27 protein-coding genes are annotated in these 24,182 nt (G+C 69.2%); 12 read left to right on the plus strand and 15 right to left on the minus strand.

The features are described from left to right. Positions 1-618, minus strand: a complete 618-nt coding sequence (purN, locus tag BDK89_RS07965; protein WP_133868435.1) for a phosphoribosylglycinamide formyltransferase — start codon at positions 616-618, stop codon at positions 1-3. 273 nt (positions 619-891) lie between these two features. Here purN and BDK89_RS07970 point away from each other — a divergent pair, with 273 nt between their 5' ends. Beyond that, a complete protein-coding gene (locus BDK89_RS07970) occupies positions 892-1,839 on the plus strand; it encodes a DUF2157 domain-containing protein (RefSeq protein WP_133868436.1) in 948 nt (315 codons plus the stop codon). A gap of 40 nt (positions 1,840-1,879) precedes the next feature. Then, entirely contained in the window at positions 1,880-2,191 is a 312-nt protein-coding gene (locus tag BDK89_RS07975; RefSeq protein WP_133868437.1) for a hypothetical protein, read from the plus strand. Between the two features lie 19 nt (positions 2,192-2,210). On the opposite strand, the gene BDK89_RS07980 is transcribed toward BDK89_RS07975, so the two are convergent. Together BDK89_RS07980 and BDK89_RS07985 are read right to left on the minus strand one after the other, a co-directional pair. Continuing rightward, positions 2,211-2,618, minus strand: a complete 408-nt coding sequence (locus BDK89_RS07980) for a rhodanese-like domain-containing protein (protein ID WP_133868438.1) — start codon at positions 2,616-2,618, stop codon at positions 2,211-2,213. Positions 2,619-2,693: 75 nt separating this feature from the next. Continuing rightward, positions 2,694-3,950, minus strand: a complete 1,257-nt coding sequence (locus BDK89_RS07985) for an amidohydrolase family protein (RefSeq protein WP_208294005.1) — start codon at positions 3,948-3,950, stop codon at positions 2,694-2,696. A gap of 126 nt (positions 3,951-4,076) precedes the next feature. On the opposite strand from BDK89_RS07985, the gene BDK89_RS07990 reads away from it, so the two are divergent. Next, positions 4,077-5,798 (plus strand): AMP-binding protein, encoded by a 1,722-nt coding sequence (locus tag BDK89_RS07990; protein WP_133868440.1) that lies wholly within the window; start codon positions 4,077-4,079, stop codon positions 5,796-5,798. Positions 5,799-5,860: 62 nt separating this feature from the next. On the opposite strand, the gene BDK89_RS07995 is transcribed toward BDK89_RS07990, so the two are convergent. Beyond that, positions 5,861-6,187, minus strand: coding sequence for a PRC-barrel domain-containing protein (locus BDK89_RS07995; RefSeq protein WP_133868441.1), 327 nt, complete (start codon positions 6,185-6,187; stop codon positions 5,861-5,863). Positions 6,188-6,312: 125 nt separating this feature from the next. Further along, positions 6,313-6,648, minus strand: coding sequence for a PRC-barrel domain-containing protein (locus BDK89_RS08000; RefSeq protein ID WP_166657454.1), 336 nt, complete (start codon positions 6,646-6,648; stop codon positions 6,313-6,315). Between the two features lie 122 nt (positions 6,649-6,770). On the opposite strand from BDK89_RS08000, the gene BDK89_RS08005 reads away from it, so the two are divergent. Next, positions 6,771-7,838, plus strand: a complete 1,068-nt coding sequence (locus BDK89_RS08005; RefSeq protein WP_133868443.1) for a histone deacetylase family protein — start codon at positions 6,771-6,773, stop codon at positions 7,836-7,838. Between the two features lie 75 nt (positions 7,839-7,913). Here BDK89_RS08005 and BDK89_RS08010 read toward each other — a convergent pair whose 3' ends face one another. Both BDK89_RS08010 and BDK89_RS08015 read right to left on the minus strand, forming a co-directional pair. Further along, complete coding sequence (locus tag BDK89_RS08010) at positions 7,914-8,933, minus strand: LLM class F420-dependent oxidoreductase (protein WP_133868444.1); 1,020 nt, start codon at positions 8,931-8,933, stop codon at positions 7,914-7,916. A gap of 87 nt (positions 8,934-9,020) precedes the next feature. Then, positions 9,021-9,905, minus strand: a complete 885-nt coding sequence (locus tag BDK89_RS08015; protein WP_166657455.1) for a PAC2 family protein — start codon at positions 9,903-9,905, stop codon at positions 9,021-9,023. A gap of 33 nt (positions 9,906-9,938) precedes the next feature. Between BDK89_RS08015 and trxA the strand changes: the two genes are divergently transcribed. Together trxA and BDK89_RS08025 are read left to right on the plus strand one after the other, a co-directional pair. After that, the gene (gene trxA, locus BDK89_RS08020; protein ID WP_133868446.1) at positions 9,939-10,643 is read left to right on the plus strand and encodes a thioredoxin; all 705 of its coding nucleotides are present in this window, start codon (positions 9,939-9,941) and stop codon (positions 10,641-10,643) included. Positions 10,644-10,752: 109 nt separating this feature from the next. Next, positions 10,753-11,565 (plus strand): ComEA family DNA-binding protein, encoded by an 813-nt coding sequence (locus BDK89_RS08025; protein WP_133868447.1) that lies wholly within the window; start codon positions 10,753-10,755, stop codon positions 11,563-11,565. A 105-nt stretch (positions 11,566-11,670) separates the two neighbouring features. Here BDK89_RS08025 and BDK89_RS08030 read toward each other — a convergent pair whose 3' ends face one another. Beyond that, complete coding sequence (locus tag BDK89_RS08030) at positions 11,671-12,123, minus strand: hypothetical protein (protein WP_133868448.1); 453 nt, start codon at positions 12,121-12,123, stop codon at positions 11,671-11,673. Between the two features lies 1 nt (position 12,124). Here BDK89_RS08030 and BDK89_RS08035 point away from each other — a divergent pair, with 1 nt between their 5' ends. The 3 genes from BDK89_RS08035 (at position 12,125) to BDK89_RS08045 (ending at position 15,853) form a co-directional block, all read left to right on the plus strand. Next, positions 12,125-13,645 (plus strand): ComEC/Rec2 family competence protein, encoded by a 1,521-nt coding sequence (locus BDK89_RS08035; RefSeq protein ID WP_166657456.1) that lies wholly within the window; start codon positions 12,125-12,127, stop codon positions 13,643-13,645. After that, complete coding sequence (gene holA, locus BDK89_RS08040) at positions 13,620-14,585, plus strand: DNA polymerase III subunit delta (RefSeq protein WP_133868450.1); 966 nt, start codon at positions 13,620-13,622, stop codon at positions 14,583-14,585. Before BDK89_RS08035 ends, holA begins: the two co-directional genes overlap by 26 nt. 368 nt (positions 14,586-14,953) lie before the next feature. Further along, positions 14,954-15,853 carry an IS5 family transposase gene (locus BDK89_RS08045; protein ID WP_133868451.1) on the plus strand — a complete coding sequence of 300 codons (900 nt, stop codon included), beginning with the start codon at positions 14,954-14,956 and terminating at the stop codon, positions 15,851-15,853. A 56-nt stretch (positions 15,854-15,909) separates the two neighbouring features. On the opposite strand, the gene BDK89_RS08050 is transcribed toward BDK89_RS08045, so the two are convergent. The 3 genes from BDK89_RS08050 to rpsT form a co-directional block, all read right to left on the minus strand. After that, complete coding sequence (locus BDK89_RS08050) at positions 15,910-16,758, minus strand: DUF6159 family protein (RefSeq protein ID WP_133868452.1); 849 nt, start codon at positions 16,756-16,758, stop codon at positions 15,910-15,912. An 87-nt stretch (positions 16,759-16,845) separates the two neighbouring features. After that, a complete protein-coding gene (locus tag BDK89_RS08055) occupies positions 16,846-17,280 on the minus strand; it encodes a hypothetical protein (RefSeq protein ID WP_133868453.1) in 435 nt (144 codons plus the stop codon). Positions 17,281-18,008: 728 nt separating this feature from the next. Next, on the minus strand, positions 18,009-18,251 hold the full coding sequence (rpsT, locus tag BDK89_RS21735; RefSeq protein ID WP_166657457.1) for a 30S ribosomal protein S20: 243 nt from the start codon (positions 18,249-18,251) through the stop codon (positions 18,009-18,011). A gap of 168 nt (positions 18,252-18,419) precedes the next feature. On the opposite strand from rpsT, the gene BDK89_RS08060 reads away from it, so the two are divergent. Further along, positions 18,420-19,466, plus strand: a complete 1,047-nt coding sequence (locus BDK89_RS08060) for a phosphotransferase enzyme family protein (RefSeq protein WP_166657458.1) — start codon at positions 18,420-18,422, stop codon at positions 19,464-19,466. 48 nt (positions 19,467-19,514) lie between these two features. On the opposite strand, the gene BDK89_RS08065 is transcribed toward BDK89_RS08060, so the two are convergent. Beyond that, complete coding sequence (locus BDK89_RS08065; protein WP_166657459.1) at positions 19,515-20,744, minus strand: HNH endonuclease signature motif containing protein; 1,230 nt, start codon at positions 20,742-20,744, stop codon at positions 19,515-19,517. A 197-nt stretch (positions 20,745-20,941) separates the two neighbouring features. Then, positions 20,942-21,277, minus strand: a complete 336-nt coding sequence (locus tag BDK89_RS08070; RefSeq protein WP_133868456.1) for a glyoxalase superfamily protein — start codon at positions 21,275-21,277, stop codon at positions 20,942-20,944. 87 nt (positions 21,278-21,364) lie between these two features. Between BDK89_RS08070 and BDK89_RS08075 the strand changes: the two genes are divergently transcribed. Next, entirely contained in the window at positions 21,365-21,607 is a 243-nt protein-coding gene (locus tag BDK89_RS08075; RefSeq protein WP_133868457.1) for a hypothetical protein, read from the plus strand. 40 nt (positions 21,608-21,647) lie between these two features. Next, the gene (locus BDK89_RS08080) at positions 21,648-22,094 is read left to right on the plus strand and encodes a GNAT family N-acetyltransferase (protein WP_133868458.1); all 447 of its coding nucleotides are present in this window, start codon (positions 21,648-21,650) and stop codon (positions 22,092-22,094) included. Here BDK89_RS08080 and BDK89_RS08085 read toward each other — a convergent pair. Together BDK89_RS08085 and BDK89_RS08090 are read right to left on the minus strand one after the other, a co-directional pair. Continuing rightward, positions 22,060-22,563 (minus strand): GNAT family N-acetyltransferase, encoded by a 504-nt coding sequence (locus BDK89_RS08085; protein WP_133868459.1) that lies wholly within the window; start codon positions 22,561-22,563, stop codon positions 22,060-22,062. The two genes, BDK89_RS08080 and BDK89_RS08085, sit on opposite strands and share 35 nt — an antisense overlap. A 32-nt stretch (positions 22,564-22,595) precedes the next feature. Continuing rightward, positions 22,596-24,080, minus strand: coding sequence for a hypothetical protein (locus BDK89_RS08090; protein ID WP_133868460.1), 1,485 nt, complete (start codon positions 24,078-24,080; stop codon positions 22,596-22,598). Between the last annotated feature and the right edge of the window lie 102 nt (positions 24,081-24,182).

The raw sequence follows: 24,182 nt of genomic DNA on the forward strand, positions 1-24,182 counted from the left end.
TCAGGGGGTGTTGGACGTGTGGTGGCAGAGGGTGGCGATCGTGTCGACGAGCAGCCGGTGCTCGACGGCGTGGACGCGCTCGGCGAGGGTGTCGAGGGTGTCGTCGGGGCGGATCGGGACGTCGGCTGTCGCGAGCACCGGGCCGTCGTCGACCCCCTCGTCGGGCACGAGATGGACCATGACGCCCGTGGCGGTGCGTTCGCCGGCCAGTGCTTCGTGCCAGGCCCGCTCGATCGCGTTGACGCCGGGCAGCTCGCCGGGTCGAGCAGGGTGGAGGTTGATCACCCGATTCGGGAACCAGCCGAGGAAATCGCTCGTGAGGATGCGCATCCAACCGGCGAGTACGACGAGATCGGGACCGAATCCGGCGACGACGTCGGCCAACCGGGCGTCGTAGTCGCGGCGCGATTCGTCGGCGTGTTTACCGACGTGCACGGACGGGACACCGGCAGCAGCGGCGCGTTCGAGGGCGAACGCGCCCGATCGATTCGACACGACGGCGACCACGTGGGCCGGGAGGCGCCCCTCGTCGCAGGCGTCGAGAACGGCCTGGAGATTGCTGCCGTTGCCGGACACGAGCACCACGATCCGGGTCCGTGCGTCGGGGTGGGTCGCCATGCATCGACCGTAGGCGCGCGTCTTCGGGGAGCGGTCGGTCCTGAACGAAAAGTCCGCCGGCTCGGCACTGCTCGACCCGATACCGCAGCGGCACGACCGATCGGGTCGTGAGCGGTTGCCGCGGCGCGGCGCAACGAGGCGACGATCACGGTCAGGGAGAACACACGAACAAGCGCCGGACTCCCCGGGCTGGCCTCGATCGGGGTCCTGCGACCCTGGTGCAGAACCACCCCTGGGTGGACACTGGAGTCGGAGCGGCGAGAGGAGGTCGCCATGCCGTCGTTGTTGCAGCCCGATCGGGTGGTGGCTCACGGCGCTGCCTGGGTGGATGCCGGGTTGATCTCGCCAGAGCAACTCGACGCGATCCGCCGGTACGAGCACCTGGAGGCAACGGCCGAGCGGCGCTTCTCGATCCCCGCCGAGATCGCCGTCTACCTCGGGAGCACCTTGGCGCTGGGTGGCGGCGCCATGGTCGTCGCCCAGCGGTGGGACGACCTCGCGTTCGCCGGACGGATCACGATCGCCGCGCTCCTGATCGTCGTCGGGCTGACTGCCGGCGCCTGGTCGTATCGACAGGATGAACCGGGCACGGATCGGCTCGCGGGCTTCCTGTCGCTGGTCGGGTTGGCCGGTGTCGCCGTGACCGTCGGACTGCTCGTCGACCGCACCGGCGAGGCGTCGGAGGAGGTCCTCGTCATCGTGCCGGGGCTCGGCGTCGTGGTGGTCGGCTGTGGGCTGTGGCGCAACCGTTCGCGTCCCGTCGAGTTCCTGTCGGTCGTCGTCGCGGCCGCCGCGGTGACGTTCGCGACCACGTCGCTGCTCGATCTGAGCGTGTGGGTCGGCGGCGCAGCACTGGTGGTCTGGGGCACCCTACTGGCCCTCGCCTCGGGCTTCGACATGGTGCGGCCGTCGGACCTCGGCATCGCAGCCGGGGCGATCGTCGCCTACATCGGGGCCATCAGCTGGTCCGACATCGACGAACGACTCGGGCCGGTGATCGCGCTGATCGTTGCGTTGGCGCTGGTGGGCGTCGCCGTCCGGCGCGACGAGCCGTCGCCGCTGGTGCTCGGTGTCGTCGGGGCGCTGATCGCGATCCAAGCCGTTCTCGCCACGACGTTCGACAGCGCGCTGGCGGCTGCGGTGGTCGCGCTGTGCGGGATCGTGCTGGTCGTCGGCGTGATCGCCAGGTCGGCTCGGCGAGGCGCCCGATCGAGACGCTGATCGGAGCCTCGGTCGGGCGGGCTTCGCTACCATCGCCCGTGTGGTCGACATCGAGTGTGCAGCGTGTGGCACTGACGAGCACCTGCGCGGCAATCGGCTCGACGACGACACGATCGAGCTCACCTGCGAGCGGTGCGGGGCCACGTGGGTTCGCGACCCTCGCCCGTCGTGTCCCAAGTGCGGCGGACACGAACTCGAGGCGGCGCCGAAGGTGATCGTCGAGAAGTCCCGTGGATCGCAGATGTCGATCCAAGGCATCCAGCGCGAGTTCCTGTGTCGGGTCTGCGACGACGAGCTCATCCGCGCCCGACGAGACGGCTATCTGCCCGACCGACTCCCGGGCAGTCAGTAGCCGGTCGGTACAGCGTCGTTCATCGGTCGGCGACGAGCTCGAAGCCTTCGTCGAGCCAGCCGGTCTTGCCGCCGATCATCTTCTTCACCGGGCGGCCGAGTTCGGCGATCTTCAGCGCTGCCCGGTCGGCGGCGTTGCAGTGCGGCCCCGCGCAGTACACGACGAAGAGCGTGTCGGTCGGCCAGCGGCCGAGTGTTTCGTCGGAGATCTCGGCGTGGTGGAGATGCACGGCACCGTCGATGTGCTCGGCAGCGAACGACGCCGGCGAGGCGTTCGTCTGGAGCAGGACGAAGTCGTGCGGGCCGTTGGTCATCGACTCATGGACGTCCCAGCAGTCGGTCTCGAGCGCGAGCAGGCCGGTGAAGTGTCGAACGGCGACATCCGGGGCGGCGGCGGGGATCGCGGTGACGGGGGAGGGTGATGCCATCCCGACATCGTGACCGCGCCGACGGGTGCCGGCCAACGCCGATTCGCGCGTGACGCGGCCCGGCGCCGCCTGCGATCAGACGACCTGGCGGCCGGCGACCCACACCGAACGGATGTCGTTCGGCGTGGCGAGGCGCACGAGTCGCTCGAACCGGCTCGCCCAATCGCCGTCGGGCACGACCTGATCGGGCAGTCGGATCGCGACGGCGTCGAACCATCGCCCCGCTTCGATGACGCCGGCGTCGACGCCGAGGAGGTCGGCACCGCCGGCGGTCGCCATCCAGAACGCGGTGGTCGTGTCGACCCGTGCGTCGGCCTCGCCCTCGTCGACGCGGCGTCGCCCCGCCACCATCGCATGGCCGCACTGGGCGAACAGCGACGGGCTCGGGCCGCCGGCGATGTCGGTGCCGAGACCGACCCGCACGCCGGCCTCGATCGCGGCGCGAGCCGAGAAGGCGCGCTCGGAGAAGTACACGTTCGACAGCGGGCAGTGGGCGACGCCGGCGCCGCGCTGCGCGATCAGCGCCCGGTCGGTGTCGTCGAGATGGGTGGCGTGAGCCAGCACGGTGTGTTCGCGCATCAGCCCGAACCGATCGAGGGCGTGCGCGTCGGTGACACCGCATCGTTCGAGTACGTGGCCGTGCTCCCAATCGCCTTCCGAGCAGTGGGTCTGGATCAGGGTGTCGGTGTCGGCTGCGAGCGCGGCGAGACCGGTGAGCGCCTCGTCGGTGCAGGCAGGGATGAACCGGGGCGTGATGATCGGTTGGACGAGTTGTGATCCGATCGCCCGGATCTCGTCGATCGACCGGGCGCTGGCCGCGATCGATGCCTCCGGAGACGGGTCGCGGTACCACTCGGGGGTTCCGTCGGGATGATCCATCGCGCAGCGTCCGACGAACGCCCGCTGGCCGAGCCGGGCGCACGTTTCCGCCAGCGCCGTGGTGGCAGCTTCGTGGATCGACGCGTAATAGGTGACGGTCGTCGTGCCGTGTCGCAGGAGCGACGGCACCATGTGATCCCACACCTGCCGTGCGAACTCGAGGTCGGCGAATCGGGCCTCGAGCGGGAACGTGTACTCGAACAGCCACTGGTCGAGCGGGAGGTCGAGCGCCGTTCCGAGCTGGGGCCACTGCGGGGCGTGCAGGTGGGTGTCGACGAACCCGGGCACGATCACGGTGTCGTCGGGGAGCACGACGTCGGCGTGGGCGTCGGGGCCTGCCGCGCCGATCCGTTCGATCCGGCCGGTGTCGTCGATCTCGATCGCCTGGTCGACGAGCACGTCGAGCCGGTCGGGTGAGGGGGTGTGGAGCACGGTCGCTCGAATGGTGGTCACGGCCACCACGATGCCACGTCGAACCGGCATCGCAGCTCGTCCTCGATCCGTCGACGGCGTGTCGACGGAGTGTCGGCGGGATGTCGTCCTCGCTCCCATCCCGTCGAGCCAGTAGCGTCGGGTGGCATGAGTTCGACGTTCATTCGCGCGACCGGCTCGACGATCGAGCGGCTCGAGCGCGCTGCCGACCGTGACACCGGGGTCCGATTCGTCGGCCACTCCGTCGCCCCCGACGGACCCGTGTACGTCCCATGGCGTCAGATCCACGACGAGGCACGGTCGGTCGCTGCCGCGCTCCAGGCCAAGGGGCTGGTCCCCGGTGACCACGTCGCCGTGCTCGGTCCGACGTCTCGTGAGCTGATGACGATCGTGCGAGGCTGCTGGATGGCCGGCATCGCGTCGATGGTGTTGCCGTTGCCGATGCGCATGGGCTCGCTCGACGAGTTCGTGAACTCGACCCGTGCCCGCATCCGACACGGCGACGCCAAGCTGGTGCTCATCGACGACCAGCTCGCCGCCTTCTACGAGGCAGCGGCAGGCGACCCGCCCATCGAGCCGATGGGCTCGGTGATGCCAGGTGCGCCCAACGTGCCGTCGGGCGACCGACTCGAGGTGCCCGACGACGACCCGAACCGGCTCGTGATCCTCCAGTACACCTCCGGGTCGACCAGCGAGCCGAAGGGCGTCATGATCCCCGACCGGGTGCTCACGGCGAACATCGATGCGTGCTGCGAGGCCGCCGTGTTGACCGAGGACGAGGTCATGACGTCATGGCTCCCGCTCTACCACGACATGGGCCTCGTCGGGTTCCTCGCCATCCCGATGTGCCAGGGTGTCGATCTCGTCCAGGCGGCACCGCAGGACTTCATGGCCAGCCCGGGGGCCTGGATGCAGTGGATCTCCGACTGGGGCGGCACCGCAACGGCCGGACCGAACTTCTCGTGGGTGCTCGCGACGCGTGCACTCAAGCTCGCCGCCAAGAAGGGGCAGCAGCTCGACCTGTCGTCGCTGACGCTCGCCCTGTCGGGCGCCGAGCCCGTCGACCCGAAAGCGGTCGAGGCGTTCGTCGCCGCCGCCGAGCCGTTCGGGTTCGAGGGGGGCGCCGTGTTCCCCGCCTTCGGCATGGCCGAGACGGCGATCGGAGCGTCGTTCCCGAAGCGGGGCGACGGGCTGCGGTGCGACACGGTCGACCGTGAAGTGCTCGAGCGCACGCGTGTCGCGAAGCCGGTCGAGATCACCGATCCCGACGACCTCGCCGTCACCGCTCGTCGACTCCCGATGCTCGGCACCGCGGTGCCCGGCATGGAGCTCAAGGTGGTCGATCCCGACAGCCGCGAGGAGTTGCCCGAACGACACGTGGGTGAGCTGCTGCTCCGCGGCACCTCGGTGACGCCCGGGTACTACAAGCGCGACGACGCCACACGGGCCCTCTTCCACGAGGACTGGCTGTGCACGGGCGACCTCGCCTACGTGCTCGACGGCCAGCTGATCCTGTGCGGCCGCATCAAGGACGTGATCATCGTCGGCGGACGCAACGTGTTCCCCGAAGACATCGAACGCGCCGTCGGTGGCCTCGACGGTGTGCGTGCCGGCAACGTGATCGCGTTCGGCATGGAGGGATACAAGGGCAAGGAGTCGGTCGTCGTCGTCGCCGAGGTGCGTGCCGACGATCCCGACGAGGTGCGCGAGACCATCCACCATCGAACGCTCGAGGTGTGCGGCCTCCCGCCGCGCGACGTCATGCTGGTGCAGGCGGGCACGCTCCCGAAGACCAGTTCGGGCAAGCTCCAGCGCGCCAAGTGCAAGGAGCTGTACCTCGACGAACAGCTCGATCTCGTCGAGGGCTGATTCGCCTCAGCGACGGTCCGCCGATGGCAGGGCCCGATCGGCTCACCCGGATCACCGGGTGGTCAGCGGGCGGCGTAGTGGACCGCGAGGTCGCGGCGTTGGCGGCCGGTGAGGACCGGTCGGCCACTCGCCGGCGGTGAGAGGCGGAACCAGTCGCGATCCCAGGCGACCACGATGTCGCCCGTGTCGGTCTGGGCGGCGCCGGCCGTCGGGACGTAGTGCGAACGCCGCAGCATGCCGGGGTCGACCACCAGGTACTGCGGTTCGTATTCGCCGTCGGCGTAGACGACATCGGTGATGGTGCCGAGCGCGAGACCGTGTGCGTCGAAGACCTTGCGGCCCGTGTAAATGGGGCCGAGGTCGCTCGAGTCGGTCGTCCGGTATTGCATTGGCTGACCTCCGGGTCGGGATCCGGGTCGGGGTCGCCCGCTCCTCCCAGTCTGGAGCGGTGGCGTCGTGGTGTCGAGTCGCCCTCCCCAGTCGCTCGCGCCGCCGATGTCGATCAGACGCATCGTCAGCGGTCCGCGTAGTGGGCTTCGACCTGGCGTCGGTCGTCGGTCGACAGGACGTGGTCGCGGGCGGCGGGTGGCGACATCTTGAACCATTGCTGGTCCCACGGGACGACGATGTCGCCGTCGATCGATTCGTACGAGCCTTCGACAGGGAGGTAGTGCGCCCGGCGGAGCATGCCGGGCTTGACCACGAAGTACTCGGGGGTCTCGTCGGTGGGATCGAAGAGCACGTCGTCGATCGAGCCGAGCGGTTCGCCCCGTTCGTCGATGACCTGGCGTCCGGTGAACTGGGGGTTGTCGCCGTGGCGACCGGGGGTGCGGTCGGTCGGTGTGGACATGGGAGGGCTCCTTTCGCCCGTCACGCCCGCTGTCATCATTCTGTAACATTCGAGGGTCGGGGTCCAGTCACCCGTTCTGGTGAAATCGCCCGGGCCGTCGCACGAGGTGGCACGATGGCGGCGTGCAGGTCGTGTTCTCACTCCGTCATCAGGCACATCACCCGCAGCGCGAGTTCGAGTCGTCCGGCTTCCAGGAACCGTTCGAGCGGCCCGAGCGAGCCGAGTTCATCCGGAGTGCGCTCGCCGCCGACGGTTCGTTCGAGTTCGTCGCCCCCGAGGACTGGGGCGTCGCGCCGATCGAGGCAGTCCACGACCCCGGACTCGTCCACTTCCTCGAACACGCGTGGGAGGAGTACCAGCAAGCACACGGCCCCACCCACGACGTCATCCCCGACGTGTTCGCGATGCCGCAGCTGCGAGAGGGGATGGGGGCCGCTCGCGAGCCGTCCGACGTGTCGGCCCGACTCGGCTGGTGGTGCTTCGAGACGACCACGCCACTGACCCACGGCACCTACGACGCCGCCCGCTCGTCGGTCGATGTCGCTCTCACGGCGGCCGATCTGGTCGCGAACGGCGAACGGTTCGCGTACGGCCTGTGCCGGCCGCCCGGTCATCACGCCGCCCGGTCGGTGTACGGCGGGTACTGCTTCTTCAACAATGCTGCGGTCGTCGCCGACCACCTGGCGCGAACCCTCGATGCCAAGGTGACGGTGCTCGACGTCGACTATCACCACGGCAACGGCACGCAGCAGATCTTCTACAGCCGCGGCGACGTGCAGTTCGTGTCGTTGCACGGCGACACGGAACGGGCCTATCCGTACCTGACGGGGCACGTCGACGAGCGCGGCACCGGCGACGGCGCCGGCACGACGTCGAACTTCCCGCTGGCCGCCCACACCGACGACGACACGTTCCTCGACCATCTGGCCGCGGCCTGCGACGACGTCGACTCGTTCGACCCCGATCTCGTGGTGGTGTCGCTCGGGCTCGACACCTACTTCGACGACCCGATCTGCGACCTCGACCTCACCGCCGACGGATTCGAGGCGTGCGGCCGGATGGTCGCCCAGATGGGTTTCCCGACCGTCGTACTCCAGGAGGGCGGCTACGCCACCGCCGAACTCGGCGAAAACGCCCGTCGCTGGCTCACCGGCCTCGCACCCACCCGCCCGAACCCGACGAAGGCGTGAACGAACTGCGCAACTATTGCGCAGTTTGTTCACGCATTGGTCGGGCTGGTCGGGCTGGTCGGGCTGGGGGTGGGGTCAGAGGGACTTGATGCCGTCGATGACGGAGCGCCAGCGGTCGGCCTCCGACTCGTACGGGGCGTAGAACGAGATCCGGCTGATCACGTCGCCGTAGCGGCGACCGAGTTCGGGCGCGACCTCCTCAGGGGCACCGACGACGGCGAAGGTGTTGAGGATCTCGTCGTCGATCAGGCCGCCCATCTCGTCCCACTTTCCCTGCTTCGACAGGGCGTTCAGTTCGTCCTGGAGGCCGCCCCAGCCGTGCAGTTCGAGCACACCGCGGTACGCCGGGGTCGAGCCGTAGAACGCGATCTGCTTCCGCACGGCGTCGGCGGCCTGTTCCATCTGCTCGTCGGTCGTGCCGGTGACGACGAACGACGGCCCGACGATCTCGAACCCTTCCATCGTCTTACCGGCCTTGGCACGACCTGCCTCGAGGGCGGGGATGGTGACCTCGCGGAGGAACCGCTCGGTCGTGAAGCCGTGGCAGAAGAAGCCGTCGCAGACCTCGCCGGCGACCTCGGTCATCAGCGGGCCGACGCCGGCGAGGAAGATGCGCGGCACGCCGAAGTCGCCGAGATCCTTCGCCGACGGGGTGAAGAAGGGGGTCATGAGCGTGTGGCGGTAGAACTCGCCCCGGAACTCGAGCGGTGTGCCGTTTTCCCAGGTGTCCCAGATCGCTCGAACCGCCTGGATCATCTCCCGCATGCGGGCGGCCGGCTTGCTCCACTCCATCGAGAAGCGCTTCGTGATGTGGGGCTTGATCTGGCTGCCCAGACCGAGGACGAAGCGACCCTGGGTGAGGGTTTGCATGTCCCATCCGATGTTCGCGAGCAGCATCGGGTTGCGGGCGAAGGCAACGGCGATCGAGGTGCCGAGCTCGATCTCCGACGTGGTCTGCGACGCGAGGGCGAGCGGCAGGAACGGATCGTGTGCCGTCTCGGCCGTCCAGGCGCCGGAGTACCCGGCGGCTTCGAGCTCGGCGGCGTTGGCGGCGGCGTCGGTGATGGAACCGGAGAGGCTGGCGTCGACCTTCATGGATCGAGACGGTAGGTGAGCGGCACGCCGTGGGGCGATCCGAGCCGGCCCGACTCGATGTGACTTCGGTGACTCGTCGAGTCGCCGTCAGTCCTGGTCGCGGAGGAACTTCTCGACCTCTTCGGCGAGTTCGTCGCCGCTGCGGTACTCGAGGCTCGGGCCGCCGGCATCGATGTCGGCGACGTCGTCACCGGCGTCGTAGAGCTGTTCGAGCTGGTGAAGCATCGACTCGTGCTCGGGGTTGTTCGCGACGAGCTGGTCGAGGCGACGGCCCTGGGAGATGACCTCCGCTCGCAGCTCGGCCGCCTCGAACACGAGACCGGTCGCTTCGCGGGTGCCGTCGAGCAGCGCGACGCTCGCCGACGGGTACGGCATCGACGTGATGTAGTGGGGCACCTGCGCCCAGATGCCGATCGACGGGATGCCGCGATCGTGCATCTCGCGTTCGAGCGCCGCTGCGGCACCGGCCGGCACGTCGATCGTGCTGCGCAGGAACGGGACCCGGGCCAGCACGTCCTGCGACGGGCTGCTGATCGAGAGGCGGGCCGGCCGCGTGTGCGGAACGGCGAACGGGTAGGCCCCGAGGTGGGCCATGTGCCGCACGCCGAGCTCGACCGCGATGTCGCCGACGATGCGGGTGAAACGGTGCCAGGCCATGTCGGGCTCGGGGCCGTGCAGGACGAGCACGTCCTGGCCTGTCTGATCGGTGCCGGCGGACAGCAGGATCCGCTCCCAGTGGAGCACCGAGTGCAGCCCTTCGCGCAGCTCCATCGTGGGGCGGCGAGCCCGGTAGTCGATGTAGGTGTCGTCGTCGAACTCGACGATCGGCGAGGACTCGGCGTCGGCGGTGATGGCGTCGATGGCCGCCTTTGCGGCGCCGCTCGCATCGATCCAGCCGCTCAGACCGACGAGCAGCACCGGGTCGGTGACCTCGGGCCGATCGTCCACCCAGCGTGCGCTCGCGTCCTCCACGTGGCCGAGAGTACCGCCGATAGGGTGACCCGCATGGCGATCGATGTCACCGATGCAACCTTCCAGACCGACGTCGTCGACAAGTCGTTGACGACTCCGGTGGTGGTCGACCTGTGGGCGACGTGGTGCGGACCGTGCCAGACCCTCACCCCGATCCTCGAGAAGGTCGTCGCCGAGACGAACGGTCAGGTCGAGCTGGTCAAGGTCGACATCGACGCCAACCCGGGCATCGCGCAGGCGTTCCGGGTGCAGTCGATCCCGATGGTGGTGGCGTTCCAGAACGGCCAGCCGGTCGACGCATTCATGGGGGCGCAAGGCGAACACGAGGTTCGTGAGTTCGTCGAGCGGTTGCTGCCGACGGCTGCCGAGTCGCAGCTCGCCGCACTGATCGAGGCCGGCGACGAAGCCTCCCTCCGCATGGCCTTGCAGGCCGATCCGGGCAACGAGGACGCCATCGTGGCGCTGGCCGAGTTGCTGGTCGACCGGGGCGACGTCGACGAGGCGCTGGCACTGCTCGAACGCATCCCCGAGAGCGACCGAACGCGCCCGATCGCCGCCAAGGCCCGTGTCCACCTGGCCCCCGACGACGACTACGACGACAAGCTGACCCAGCTGCTCGACCAGGTGAAGGCCGACGACGACGCTCGTCAGGAGTTCATCGACATCCTCGAGCTGATGGGGCCGCACGATCCCCGCACTGCGGCGTATCGCAAGCAGCTCACTGCTCGTCTGTTCTGAGCCGACGTCGATCCTGGTCGCTTTGCGTCCCGGACGGCGTAGTCTGACCGCACCGACTTCCTCCTGATCCGTCTCGCGCGCCTGCGCGATCGACGAAGGAGGTAGGTCGATGCTCGACCACGAGGTGCCGGACGCCCGTCCAGCGGTGCGTTCCGACGATGGCGGCGACGATCGGGTCGCGCCGGTCAAACGCCCCGAGCCGCCGGTCACGCTCGGCGAACGTGCGCTCGCCTGGTGGCGTTGGTTCGGTCCGGCCCGATTGGTCGCCACCGTGGTGTCGGTGGTGGTCGTCGGACTGCTCGGCTTCTGGCTGGTCCGGGCGCCCGTGCCGTCGGCCGAGGCGACGTTGCCCGTTGCAGGAGCGACGTCACTGCCCTCGGTCACCCTGCCGCCGTCGGCCACGGTGGCGACGCCCGAGGACTCTGCATCGGCGACGTCGGTGCCGTCGGAGGACGCCACGATCGTCGTGCACGTCGCCGGCGCGGTTGCCGACACCGGGGTGTACGAGCTGGCCGGTGGTGCCCGTGTGGACGACGCGATCGAGTCGGCGGGCGGCCCGTCGGCCGAGGCCGATCTCGACGCCGTCAACCTGGCGCAGGTGCTCGTCGACGGTCAACGGTTGTTCGTGCCGGTGGTCGGTTCGGTCGATCACTCGACGACGCCGGTGCTCAGCCCGTCGGCCGGTTCGGCGATGTCGTCCGAGGACGCCGACGCGCCGGACGCACCGGTCGGTCCGGTCGATCTCAACCGGGCGAGTGCCGACGAGCTCGAGACACTGCCCGGCGTCGGGCCCGCCACCGCTGCGGCGATCGTCGACGACCGGGAACGCAACGGCCCGTTCGTGACCGTGGACGACCTCGAACGAGTCCCCGGTGTCGGCCCCGCCAAGCTGGCTGCGCTCCGAGACCTGGTGTCGGTGTGATGCCGACTCGGTTCCGGGCGTTCTCGTGGTGGACGCGCCGCCGAAGGAGTGGCGCGTCGCTGCGTGGTGGTCGGGGAGTTTCCGTCGGGCGGAGGCTCGTCGTGATCAGAGGACGAGCGATTCGCCGACGACCTGCGACGACACGACGAGTGCGATCGACACACCGACGGCGACGGCGAGCGTCAGGTACATCAGCTCTCGCGTGTAGTCGCTCCACGAGGCAATCGGGCGACGGGTGGCCCGCCAGGCGGCGACGAACCCGAGGAGGAGCCAGAACGGCACGCTGGCGAGGATCGCGAGGGGATACACCGATTCGTCGCCGAACGGCGCGCCGGCGACGAGCAGACCCGGCGCTGCGATCGCCCCGGCGAACAGGCCGACCAGACCGGACGTGCGACCATCGAACAGGCCGAGTGCGAGCAGCGAGATGGCGCCGAACACGATCATCGGGATCGTGCCGAACAACGGTCCGAGGGTCCGGATGCGCTTCTTGTACCACCGGGGGCCGGCGGTGAGCGGCGCCGTGCGGACTCCATCGGCGTTCGAGTGGGGGCTCATCGTGTCGATCCGATCAGCCTATGGCGCTTTGCGGACCGCGTGGCGCCATCCCGTCCCTGACCGGGGCGTGGTCGGGTTGGCGGTCGTGGTCGCGCTGGCCGTCCGGACCGGGCCGTCGGCGGCGACCTGGGCGGCGGCCATCGCAGCCGTGATCGCATGTCTGCCGCCACGGTGGTCGCCGGAGCCGGCCGACGAGCCGGGCGGGTCGGCTGCCGAAGACCTTCGGTCGCCGCGTCTCGATCCGTGGGTCATCGCCCGGTCGGTGGTGATCGTGACCTGCTGTGTCGTGCTCGGCGGTTGGCGGACCGCTGATGCGTGGTCGGGGCTCCGGCCCGACGTCGTGGGACCGTTCGACGGTTGGGCGCTCGTCATCGACGATCCGCAGCCGTATGCCGGCTCGACGCGGGTGATCGTCGAACTCGACGGTGAGCGCTTCGAGTCGTGGCACCGGGGCCGCGCGGCCCGGCTCCGTGCGGGATCGTGGCGGGCGGGGGAGTGGGTGCGGGTCGTCGGCGAACGAAACGAGCTCGACGCCGAGCGGTCCGAGCGCGTGGCCTGGCAGCACGTGGTCGGCGACTTCGAGCTCGACTGGGCGAGCGATGTGCTGACCGGTCGGCCGATCGATCGTGCGTCGAACCGGGTCCGAGCGGCGATCGAACGGGGCGGAGCGACGCTCCCCGGCGACGACGGGGCACTGTTCCGTGGTCTGGTCGTCGGGGATGATCGCGATCAACCTCCCGAGATGATCGGCCGCTTCCGCGCATCGGGGCTCTCCCACCTGACGGCCGTCTCCGGCCAGAACGTGAGCTTCGTGTTGGCGGCGGCCGGTCCGTTGTTGGTTCGGTTGAGGCCCTGGTGGCGGTGGTTCGTCACCCTGGGGTTGATCGCCTGGTTCGTCAGCCTGACCCGGTTCGAGCCGTCGATCGTGCGGGCCGGTGTGATGGCGGGGTTGTCGGCGACGGGGTTCGTGCTCGGGCGGGAGCGGACGCCGTTGCGCCTGGTCGGGTGGGCGGTGATCGGCTTGCTGCTCGCCGACCCGTTGATCGGCTGGTCGGTCGGGTTCTGGTTGTCGGTGGGTGCGACGGCCGGGGTGGTGACGGTCGGTCCGTGGCTGGGGGAGCGGCTCGGCTCGCTCGGGCCGCTGGCGATGCCGGTCGGTGTGACGCTCGGGGCGCAGGTGGGCGTGGTGGTGCCGCTGGTCTGGGTGTTCGGGTCGTTGCCGCTCGTGAGTGTGCCGGCGAACCTGTTGGCGGTGCCCGTGGCCGGGTTCGTCATGCTCTACGGGCTGCCGGCCGGGCTGTTCGCCGGTGCGGTCGCCGAGTCGGCGCCGTGGCTGGCGTCGGCGGTGATGTTGCCGTGCCGGTTCGGGGTGCGCTGGGTCGACACGGTGGCGGTGGTCGCGGCGCGGCTCGAGCCGGGCGGGGCGGTGTCGTGGTGCGGTTGGGCCGTGCTCGTTGTCGCGATCGGTCTGATCGCTGCTAGGAACAGGGGTCGCCATGGGAGTCCATCTGCTGACCGGTGACGACGAGTCGATCTTGCGTGCCAAGGCGCACGACCTCGTCCATCAGCTGATCGGTGACGGCGACCGCTCGCTCATGGTCGACGAGTTCGAGGGCGAGGAGTACGAGCTGCGCGAGGTGGCCGACGCAGCGCAGACGATGCCGTTCCTCACCGACAAGCGGGTCGTCGTGGCCCGCGACGTCGGCCGGTTCAACGCCGACGACCTGCCCCCGATCCTCGGCTACCTCGACAACCCGCTCGACTCCACCGACCTCGTGCTGGTGGGCGGTGGTGGTCGACTCGCCAAGAAGCTGACCGACGCCGTGAAGGCGGCCGGCGGCCATACCACCAACACGTCACCGCCAAATCGGGCCAAGGACCGGCAGTCGTGGGTGAAGGTCGAGTTCGAGGAGCACGGCGTGCGGCTCGACGCCGCCGCGGCGGCGCGGATCGCCGACCAGCTCGGTGAGGACGCAGGACGGCTCGAGGGCCTCATCTCGGTCATCCGTTCGACGTACGGCGAGGGCGTTCGCGTCGGCATGGACGACATCGAGCCGTTCCTCGGTGAGGCGGGCGGGGTGCCGCCGTGGGACTTCACCGACGCCATCGACAGTGGTCAGACGACGAAGGCACTCACGTTGCTCGGGCGCATGATGCACGGTGGCGATCGCCACCCGTTGCAGATGATGGCGACCCTGCACAATCACTACGCCAAGCTCGCACGGCTCGACGGCGTCGACGCCCGCAACGAGCAGGAGGCGGCCGACGCCATGGGCATCAAGGCCGGCTTCCCGGCCAAGAAGGCGCTCGGTAACTATCGGCGGCTGGGTGGCAGCGGCATCCATCGTGCGATCGAGCTGCTCGCCAAGGCCGACCTCGACCTCCGCGGCGACAGCGACCTCGACCCCGAGCTGGTGATGGAAGTCCTCGTCGCCCGCCTCTCCCGCCTCGGCCGCCGCTGATCAGACCTGATCCGCGCCGACTGCGTCGAGACCCATCGGCGCACCGAAGCCCGGACGTGGAGTCGATTGAATCGCCCAGGTGTCCACCGGTGGACGTGGAGTCGATTAAATCGACCAGGCGTCCGAGGGTGCTGAAGTTCGGGGTGGACGTGGAGTCGATTTAATCGCCCAGGTGTCCACCGGTGGACGTGGAGCCGACTAAATCGACCAGGCGTCCGGGGGTGCCGAGGTTCGCGGGTGGACCCGAAGGCGATTTAGGACCCGCGCGGATAGGCGGTGTGTGGTGACCATCCACCGGTTGGTGGGTTGGCTCGGTTTTCATACCGAGTGCAGCCCAACACACCCAACCGGGGAGGTCACCGAACATCATGCGCGCGCTCGAACGAGAAGTGGTGGACGCCGTCTACGCGACCATCGAACCGCTCCTGCCCGAACCACCGCCACACCCCCTCGGATGCCACCGGCCACGCGTCCCGGACCGGCTCTGCTTCTGGGGGATCCTGATCCGACTCACGACCGGATCATCCTGGGTCGACATCGAAGCAATCCTCGAGTACCGCGTGTCGGATACCACGCTCAGATCTCGCCGTGACGAGTGGATCGCCGCCGGCGTGTTCGACCAACTCCGCGACGAAGCCACCCGAGCGTTCGACCGCATCATCGGCCTGGATCTCACCGAAGTCGCCATCGACGGATCAGTCCACAAAGCCCCCTACGGCGGCGAGGGCACCGGCAAGAGTCCTGTCGACCGGGGCAAACTCGGCTGGAAGTGGTCGATCGGCGTCGACCGCCACGGCATCCCGTTGGGCTGGTCGATCGACGGCGCCAACCGCCACGACGTCCGCCTGCTCGAAACCACCCTCGACGCGATCGCAGCCGACGGCTGGACCGCCGAGATCGAGACCATGCACCTCGACCGCGGTTACGACCAACCCAAGATCCGTCGACAACTCATCGACGCTGGACTGCCCGACCACATCATCCAACGACGCCGCCAACCCGGTGACCAGCGACCGAAATCGATCACGCTCGGGCTGCGATGGATCGTCGAAGCCGCCAACAGTTGGCTGTCGAACTACGGACAGCTACGCCGCAGCACCGACCGCAAGATCTGCCACCGACACGCCCGCGATCTGCCTCGCCGTCACCGTGCTGATCGTCGGCAAACTCCTCACCTACCGAGACCGCTACTGCCGCTGACTGCCAACGCCTATCCGCTCAAGCCCTTAATCGCCCAGGTGTCTACCGGTGGACGTGGAGCCGATTAAATCGACCAGGCGTCCGGGGGTGCCGAGGTCGGGGGTGCGTCTCGGGTGTCTCGGTGTCAGCCGGCGGCGTGGCTGAGTTCGGACTCGCTGAAGGGGCCGAGGGCTCGGTTCTCGGCGGAGAAGTGGTAGAGCGCCACGCCGAACACGCCCTTGGTGGCGCCGGCGGCCAGGCCTGCCATGACGGCGATCACGATGCCGACGGCGAGCAGTGCCACACCGCCGCTCGTGGCGGCCACGCCACCCGACACGACCAGCACGCCGCCCAGCACGCCGAGGACGATGCCGACGAACATGACGACCGTCGCGATGCCGCCGATCACCACGTTGCCGGTGGCCTGCTGGCCCCAGCGTTGCTTGACGAGGTTGCCGGAGCGCTTGACGGCGTCGATCGGGCCGATGTCTTCCAGTGCGATGACCGGGATGACGAGGAAGGTGACGAAGCCCCACGCCGCAGCACCGATGGAGCCGAGGATGTTGCCGATCGCACCGCCCTTGTCCCGCATGATCGAGAACGCGACGCTCACGATCGCCGACACGATCGCCCAGCCGATGATGGTGCCGCGGCGGCGTCCGGCGATGGCACGGGCAGCGGCGATGTCTGGCTCCTGCCCCTGCAGCGCCTGGTCGGCGGCCGCAGCGAGAATCACGTTGTAGTAGATGACGATGCACGACGCGAGGAACGACCCCAGCGCGATCAGGCCGTAGCCGAGGTAGACGAGCAGGTCGTCGGACGTCTCGGCGGAGTCGGACGCGACGAGGAAGATGCCCGGCCCGCCGACGACCACGAGCACGATCAGCGACAAGATGCCGCCGACGAGGGGCAGGCGGAGCAGTTTCGGGTGTTCACGGATGACGCCCCACGACTTCTTCGTGAGTTCCCACCCTTGGCGCATGCGACGGAACATGCGGTCCAACCTACTGCCGTCGCCCGAGGCGAGGTTCGATGTTTGCCGCGTCGGCCGTTCTGGTGCGCCTCGACGGCGTGTTCCGGCTCAGAAGAGCAGGAAGCGCAGCAGGAGGGTGAGGCCGGCGAAGAACAGGAACACGGCGACGCCGAACCAGCGGCCGTAGGTCTGGTAGAGCCAGGCGGTGAACGACCATTTCACCTCGTAGTCGGGGTCGTGCACCTTGCGGAGCTGGCCCGTCAGCCACATCACGGGGCAGCCGAGGGTCGCCACCTGCAGCGTCACCATGAGGGTGAGCAGGAACACGAACACGGGGCCGGAGAAGTAGACGGCGCCGAGAACGACCAAGGCGATCACGATCGGGAAGTGGATCAGGTCGACCACGTTGGCGATGTGCCACCAGATCACGGTGTTCGGACCCTGCTCGGCGTCCGGTCCGGATGCGGACGCCGACCGGGCCGACGGACGCCGGCGTGACCGTGCCGCCTTCCGGGCAGCGGCGCGACGTTCGATGGTCGTCATCGAGTCGGAGGTCGCCGAGTCGGAGGTCGTGGAGTCGGAGGTCGTGGAGCTGGACCTCGTCGAGCTCGGTGCCGCGGGTGAGGTGGGCCGGGAGTCGAGGCCGACGGGTTCCGGTGTCGATGCTGCGGAGCGGCTGCTCGCCACGTCATGGTCGGTCCGGGCCACGACCCCATGCTATGAGCCTCGCCGCGGCGGGGCACGCCGACCACGACGGCACGGATGGGCACCACCCGACCGCCAGAACCACCGAGCATCCGACACGATCCGTTCTCGGTGGCTGTGGTCCGAGATCCTGGACGGGAGCCGCCGAGAAGCGTGGCGGGTTGCCAGGTGTCGGGTTCTCGGCGGCTGAGGTGCGAGATCTGGGACGGGTGCCGGTGTACAGCGTGGCGGGTTGCCGGTGTGTGGGGTTCTCGGTGGTTGTGGGTTTGGGTTCCGGGACGGGTGCCGCCGAGAAGGGTGGTGGGTCGGGGTGTGGGGTTCTCGGTGGTTGTGGTCCGAGGTTCCGGACGACAGCCACCGAGATCGTGGTGGGCATGGCGCATCGCCGAGATCTCAGCGAGTGCCGGTGTGAGCTGCCTCACGTGTGCGCTGCCGCCCTGCCAGGGTGCTGTCGGAGGCGCGGTTCGTCCGTTCTCGGGACGCGACGAAGCCCGGGCACGCGGCCCGGGCTTCGTGTTCGATCGCACTGATTGGTGCCGGCAGGAGTCGCCGGGCACCGAGCGAGGTCAGCTGGCTGCGTTGACCTGCTTCATGAGGCGGCTCTTCTTGCGAGCCGCCGTGTTCTTGTGGATGACGCCCTTCTGGGCAGCCGAGTCGATCCGCTTGACGGCGGCCTGGACGTCGGCGTCGTCACCGGTGGTGAGCGCCTTCTTGGTGCGCTGCTTCATCTCACTGCGGACGGCCTTGTTGCGCTCGTGGGCCTTCTCGTTGGTGATGTTGCGCTTCTTCTGGCTCTTGATGTTGGCCACGGGACGATCCCTACCTTGGTGTTTCGTGTGTTCTGTGCGATCGATGTGTGCGGTGAACGTCGTTCCGGGGAACCGGATCGCCGTCCATCACACAGCGCATTGAGGCTATCGGGACCCGGATCGGAACCCCAACGCCTCCCGTCAGCCCGAGCCAGTACCGTCGCCGAGGTGCCTGCCGACCTGCCCGCCGCCGAATCACCCGCTGATCTGCCGTTCGAGCAACGTTCGACCCGCTCCCAGGTCGCTCGACTCCGTCGCGTCGCCGAGCGAGCGCTCGAGGCGTACCCGGTCGACACCGCCCGGCTCCGACTGCTGTTGCACGGCTACAACACCACGTTCCGAGTCGACACGACCGACGGTCGCACGTTCGCCCTGCGGCTCAACGTGAACAGTCGCCGGGCCGACGAGCACCTCGCTGCCGAGGCGGCGTGGCTGTCGGCGCTCGCTGCTGACCCGATCGTGGGGGAGCGGATCTCGGTGCCGGCGCCCGTGCCCACCCGCGACGGTGACCTGCGCACGACGGTGTGGAGCGACGACCTCGGACGACAACTCCCAGCGTTGCTGATGTCGTGGCTGCCCGGGCGCGACCTCGGTGACCCCGATCCCGAAGGGGCCCGCGCCCTCGGCGCAGCGATGGCGACGTTGCACGACCACGTGTGTCGGTGGGCGCTGCCCGCCGGTGCATCGCTGCCCGACGTCGACGCTCCGATCGACGAGATGGCTGCCGTCGTCGCCGCCGACCGGTCGGTCACCACCGCCGAACAGCGGGCGGTGTTCGCCGCGGTGCACGACCGGGTCGGCGGACTGATCGCACAGCTGCGAGCCGACCCGTCGCATCCGAGTGCCCCGATCCACGCCGACCTGCACGGCGAGAACGTCAAGTGGCTCCGGAAACGGATCGCCGTGTTCGACTTCGACGACGCATGCGTCGGCACGACGGTGCACGACCTGGCGATCTCGCTGTACTACCTGCGCGACGACGACCCGATCGAGCAGGCGGTGCTCGACGGGTACGCGTCGGTCCGACCCCTGCCCGACTACGAGCAGGAGCATCTGGAAGCGGTCATCGCCGCCCGGAACCTGGTGTTGGCCGGCGACGTACTGAGCATCACCACCGCCGACATCCGTGCGATCGCCCCCGACTACCTGGCCCGCTCGGCCACGAAGTTGCAGGCCTACCTCGACACCGGTCGCTACCGCCACACCCTCGACTGACGGAGTCGAGTCCCGGTCGAGGTCGGTGGCGAGGTGACGACTCGCCCGTCAGGCGGCGGGGTTGGTGCGGTCGTTGGTGGGGCCGGTCCAGTGGGTTGCGCCGTCGGGGCGGGTCCAGGTGGCGGTGCGGTCGGGTCGGATCGTCAGCTCCCACCCGCCCTCGTGGACCAGGTGATGATGCGTCTCGCACACCGGAGCCAGATCGTCGAGGTCGGTGTTGCCGCCGTGTTGCCACGGGGTCGTGTGGTGGATGCGGCAGTCGTCGATGCCGACGGTGCAGCCCGGGAACACACACGTGGCGTGCATCGCCTCGATGGCCGTGCGCTGCTCGGCCGTCGCGAGCCGTTTCGCCCGCCCTTGGTCGAGCGCGACACCTGCACCGTCGAGCACGACCGGGATGATGTCGGCCTCGCAGGCGAGGCGTCGCATCGTCTCGATCGGGATCGGCGTTCCAGAGTCGGTCTCGCACAGCGACCCAGCCGAATCGGTCAGGTTGGCGAGGTCGACGTGGACGACGAGCCGGCTGTTCGCGCCCTGCCCGTCGGTCACCGCATCGACCACGGCGTCGACGGTGAGACGATCCCACGTCGGCTTCGGGCCGGCGGTCTGCTGCGATCGCCGTCGGAGCCGACCACGTGCGGACTGGATGGCGGACCAGATGGCCCGGTCGGTGACCGGATCGCACTCGATCAGGGTCTTGTGCATGCCGGTCGTCTCATCGGTCCAGCGGGTCACCTTCGACTGCGCCCGCTGCCGCTCGAGTTCGTCCTCGGCGGCCTGCGCGTTGTGCCGGGCCCGGATGCTCTTCGCGAGGTCGCGACATCCCTTGCCGAACCGGTCGACGCCCTGCTCGCGTGCCTCGGCGAGCAGCGACTCGGCCTCGCCGACGAACTCGGCGCGTTCGGCGTCGTCGAGGTTGCGGGTCGCGTTGGCGATCGCGTCGACATGACCGGCGGTCACCGTGCCGTCGTCGAGCGCGTCTTCGAACGACGGCATCGACGTGCACACTTCTTCGCGTTCGGCTGCTGCTTTGGCGTCTTTCGACGACTGCCGGCCGTGGTCGGAGAGTGCGTGCTCGGGCTGCGACGCTCGACCCTCCGACGCCAACTGCCGTTGCCGACGGGTGGCTCGCACCTGGCGTGCGTCGCACCACGATCGGATGGTGGCGATGGCTTCCAGGTATCCCGCCAGCTCGTCGCTGTCGAGGACGTCGGGGTCGGTGTTGCTGACCATGCTGAGTGCCTGATCGATCGATCTGGTCGGATCGTTCGGTGGCATGGGTTCCTCCTTTCGATGAGGTGAAAGAAGGGGAAGTCGGTGTACGCAAGGATAGCCGAACTGGTGTACGAGTCGCAAGGCAAAAGCCCAGGAAAACGACGTTCTTCCCGGATGTCGACTCGAGTCGATCGCCGACATCGAAACGTGGCCAGCAGCGTCGACCAGGTGGCAGAATCGAGGGGGCGCCGGCCGGCTGTTCAGCGGTCGGGGACGACGCCGAGGCGGAGGCGGTTGCCGCAGGGATCGGTGAGCGCGATCTCGCGGCCCCATGGGACGGTCTCGACCGGCACGCCGAACTCGGTGGCAATGTCGTCGACCTCGTCGACGTAGAAATAGGCGAGTGATCCCGGAGGCGCGTCGCCGGTGTGTTCGGACAGGTGCAGGTGGACGTCGCCCCGGCGCAGGAACACGTAGAGCGGGAAACCCGGCTCGAACTGGTGCTCACCGATCACCTCGAACCCCAGCCGCTCGTACCACCCGACCACCTCGCGAGCGTTCTCGACCCGGAACACCGGCACCAACTCCTCGGCCATCTCCCAACCCTGTCACACGACCCGGTCACACGACCGGCCGAGCCGACGCCCGACCGTGGAACCCGCCGCATCGGGCACACTGCATCCGTGGGCGTGACGCTGGCGATCCTCGGTGCCGCGGCGACGATCGTCGTGCTCATGCTCGCCGGACGTCGACACGACGCCGACGAGACGCCTCCGCTCTTCGTCGAGCAGGGTCGCTGTCCGGCGTGCGGCCACCCGGTCGACGACCACACCCCGATCGATCGGCTCACCCGCGTCCGTCGCGGCTGTCGACGACCCGACTGTGGCTGCGACGTGGCGGTGACCCCGCCTCCCTGGCCCATCTGACCCGAGCACCGATCCGGCCGTCGGGCGCGAGACTTCACCGATGGAGATACGCGAGCTCTCGAGTGACGACGGCTCTGCGCTGCACGCCCTCTTCGCAGCGGTGCTGCCCGATTCACCGACCGCACGGTCGACCGACGCAGCGACCCGCCAGGCGTTCCTCGACGACCCGGCCACCTTCGCGCTCGGGGCCTACGCCGACGACGCACCGGTCGGACTCGCGTGGGGGATCCAGATGCGCTCACCGAGCGGCCGGCTCACCACCTACCTCCACGAACTCGACGTCCGAGCCGATCACCGTCGGCAGGGCACCGGCACGGCGCTCGTCGAGGCGGCGATGGAGCTCGGCCGCGCCCGTGGCTCGACCCGGTTCTGGCTCTCGACCGGCGGCCACAACGACATCGCCCAGTCGCTGTACGAATCACTCGGCGGCGACCGCAAGCCGAAGGGCGACGTCAACTATTGGTGGGAGCTCGATCGAGACGCATGACGAGGCAGAGGCTGTCGTCGAAGTGCCGCTCGCCGACGGCCGAGAAGCCGTATCGCTCGTAGAACCCGATCGCCTGCGTGTTCGTCACCAGCGGGTCGATCAGGATCGTCGTCGCGCCGTGTCGCTCGAAGCACCGTTCGGTGGCGTCGTCCATCACCCGCCGGCCGAGGCGACGACCGCGATCGGCGCCCGAGCCGAGCCAGATGTCGAGCGCCCACGTGCCCCGCTCGACGTCGCCCCAGTAGTGCGTCTCCTCGTCGTGGGCGTCGGTGAGCTGGACGAACCCGATCGGCCGACCGTCGTCCTCGGCGATCAGCAACTCCCGCCACGGCACGTCGCGCTTCAGCTCGGCTTCCCAATCCCACCAGTCCATCGCCGGGCCGTCGAGGGCGGCACGAACGGCGGGATCGGCGTCCCACCTCTCGATCAGCGCGACGTCGTCGGCGCACATCGGGCGCAACTCGACCATGCCCCGACCGTAGAGGACCGATCGCCCGACGATCAGTCGAGGACCCCGTCGTCGAAGCCGCCCCCGTCCAGTCCGGTCGCATCGGGCCCGAGGTCCGGGTCGAGTCCGGTGTCGGGACGGCCGTCGGTCGTCGCCGGGTCGAAGGGGTCGGCGAGTGATCCGTCGTCCCACAACGGAGCGACATCGACCCGTTCGATCGGAGCCTCGACCAGCGGTCCGTCGGCGAGTGGCCGGCCCAGATCGGGCACCAGCGGTCCGTCGGCGATCGGGCGGTCCGCCGTCTCGTCGCCCGCGGCGTCGGTCGCGTCGCCGACCTCCGGGTCGTCGGCGACCGGCTCGTGCCGGCCCGCCAGGCCGGGCAGCTCGGTGATGTCGTCGAGCAGGTCGGGCCCATCACCGAGCGGACCGTCGAGCGGACCGTCGAGCAGTCCGTCAGCCGGATCGTCGGTCGGTTCGTCGGCCGGATCGTCGACGGCGACCCCGTCGCCGTAGCGCTCGACGAGTTCCTCATAGGGAGGCAGGCCCGGCAGCTGGGCGATCGCCCACGACCCGTCGGGGCTCTCGATGAGCTGACGTCCGTCGGGAAACACGAACAGGGTGCCGCCCGGGAACGGTCCGCAGTCGACCGGCGCCTCGCCCGGATGGGTCGTGGCGAGCGGCAGGTCCATCAGCACCAGTTCGCCGTCGACCTCGTAGGCCGTCTGACCGTCGGCGAACGAGAAGACGGGCAGCGACCCGGCCGACTCGCCGTCGGCGCCCACGTCGAGGTTCCCCTCGAAGAACGGCCGGCCGCGCGGATACTCGACCTCCGTCGGCACGATCACCCGCTCGTATCCGCCGTCACCGTCGGCGACCGCCTGTGAGCCGTCCGGGAACAGAAACACACGCTCGACCGAGCCGTCGGCCATCGCGTAGTCGCCGATCGCCACCGGCTCGCCGGTGAGCTCGCCCGGGTCGACGCGCTCGATGCGCCGCCACGGAACGTCGTCGGTCGGCAGGGGGCGGCCGTGGTCGTCGAAGAGCACGGTGTCGCCATCGGCGTTCTCGCCGACCATCAGGCGTCGACCGTCGAACGTGGCCAACCCGAGGAACGTCGACACGTCGGGCTCGGCGGTCAGTTGATGGATCGAGATCGACGCCTCGGCGCCCGACGCGTCGACGATGAGCGTCTCGCCGGTATCGGTCGGATAGGCCCGGTACACCTCGCCGTCGTGGACGTGGACGGTGCCGGGCGGCGCGTAGACCTCGCCCTCACTGGGGTCGATCGAGACCGGCGCACCCGACTCGTCGTACCAGTTGGTCGAACCGTCGGAGGGGTCGGCGTGGCGGTGATACCGCTCACCGTCGACGATGGTCGTGCCGACGTACAGCTCCGCCGTGTACTCGCTGTCCGCGACCCCGTTGCCGTCGGCGTCGACCAGCGAGCCGTCTGGCGTTCCGTACACCATCACCCACTCACCGTCCACGTAGCGATGGACGATCGGTTCCCAGTCGGCGGGCACGTCGGCGTTGCTCATGAGGTGATGGTAGGTGTCGTGCCGTGGGCGCCGAATCGGGTGAATCCCCGATCTCGCCGTGCGGCGCGACCGCAGCGGTGCGCTGCGACGCGCAACCCGACC

The organism is Ilumatobacter fluminis, from assembly GCF_004364865.1.
GTDB classification, from domain to species: Bacteria; Actinomycetota; Acidimicrobiia; order Acidimicrobiales; family Ilumatobacteraceae; genus Ilumatobacter; species Ilumatobacter fluminis.

Bases quoted from the DNA above. Each gene is read 5' to 3' on its own strand.
- purN (WP_133868435.1), bottom strand. From the start codon at position 618: ATGGCGACCCACCCCGACGCACGGACCCGGATCGTGGTGCTCGTGTCC.
- BDK89_RS07970 (WP_133868436.1), top strand. From the start codon at position 892: ATGCCGTCGTTGTTGCAGCCCGATCGGGTGGTGGCTCACGGCGCTGCC.
- BDK89_RS07980 (WP_133868438.1), bottom strand. From the start codon at position 2,618: ATGGCATCACCCTCCCCCGTCACCGCGATCCCCGCCGCCGCCCCGGAT.
- BDK89_RS07990 (WP_133868440.1), top strand. From the start codon at position 4,077: ATGAGTTCGACGTTCATTCGCGCGACCGGCTCGACGATCGAGCGGCTC.
- BDK89_RS07995 (WP_133868441.1), bottom strand. From the start codon at position 6,187: ATGCAATACCGGACGACCGACTCGAGCGACCTCGGCCCCATTTACACG.
- BDK89_RS08000 (WP_166657454.1), bottom strand. From the start codon at position 6,648: ATGTCCACACCGACCGACCGCACCCCCGGTCGCCACGGCGACAACCCC.
- BDK89_RS08010 (WP_133868444.1), bottom strand. From the start codon at position 8,933: ATGAAGGTCGACGCCAGCCTCTCCGGTTCCATCACCGACGCCGCCGCC.
- trxA (WP_133868446.1), top strand. From the start codon at position 9,939: ATGGCGATCGATGTCACCGATGCAACCTTCCAGACCGACGTCGTCGAC.
- BDK89_RS08025 (WP_133868447.1), top strand. From the start codon at position 10,753: ATGCTCGACCACGAGGTGCCGGACGCCCGTCCAGCGGTGCGTTCCGAC.
- BDK89_RS08030 (WP_133868448.1), bottom strand. From the start codon at position 12,123: ATGAGCCCCCACTCGAACGCCGATGGAGTCCGCACGGCGCCGCTCACC.
- holA (WP_133868450.1), top strand. From the start codon at position 13,620: ATGGGAGTCCATCTGCTGACCGGTGACGACGAGTCGATCTTGCGTGCC.
- BDK89_RS08045 (WP_133868451.1), top strand. From the start codon at position 14,954: ATGCGCGCGCTCGAACGAGAAGTGGTGGACGCCGTCTACGCGACCATC.
- BDK89_RS08050 (WP_133868452.1), bottom strand. From the start codon at position 16,758: ATGTTCCGTCGCATGCGCCAAGGGTGGGAACTCACGAAGAAGTCGTGG.
- BDK89_RS08055 (WP_133868453.1), bottom strand. From the start codon at position 17,280: ATGACGACCATCGAACGTCGCGCCGCTGCCCGGAAGGCGGCACGGTCA.
- BDK89_RS08065 (WP_166657459.1), bottom strand. From the start codon at position 20,744: ATGCCACCGAACGATCCGACCAGATCGATCGATCAGGCACTCAGCATG.
- BDK89_RS08070 (WP_133868456.1), bottom strand. From the start codon at position 21,277: ATGGCCGAGGAGTTGGTGCCGGTGTTCCGGGTCGAGAACGCTCGCGAG.
- BDK89_RS08080 (WP_133868458.1), top strand. From the start codon at position 21,648: ATGGAGATACGCGAGCTCTCGAGTGACGACGGCTCTGCGCTGCACGCC.
- BDK89_RS08085 (WP_133868459.1), bottom strand. From the start codon at position 22,563: ATGGTCGAGTTGCGCCCGATGTGCGCCGACGACGTCGCGCTGATCGAG.
- BDK89_RS08090 (WP_133868460.1), bottom strand. From the start codon at position 24,080: ATGAGCAACGCCGACGTGCCCGCCGACTGGGAACCGATCGTCCATCGC.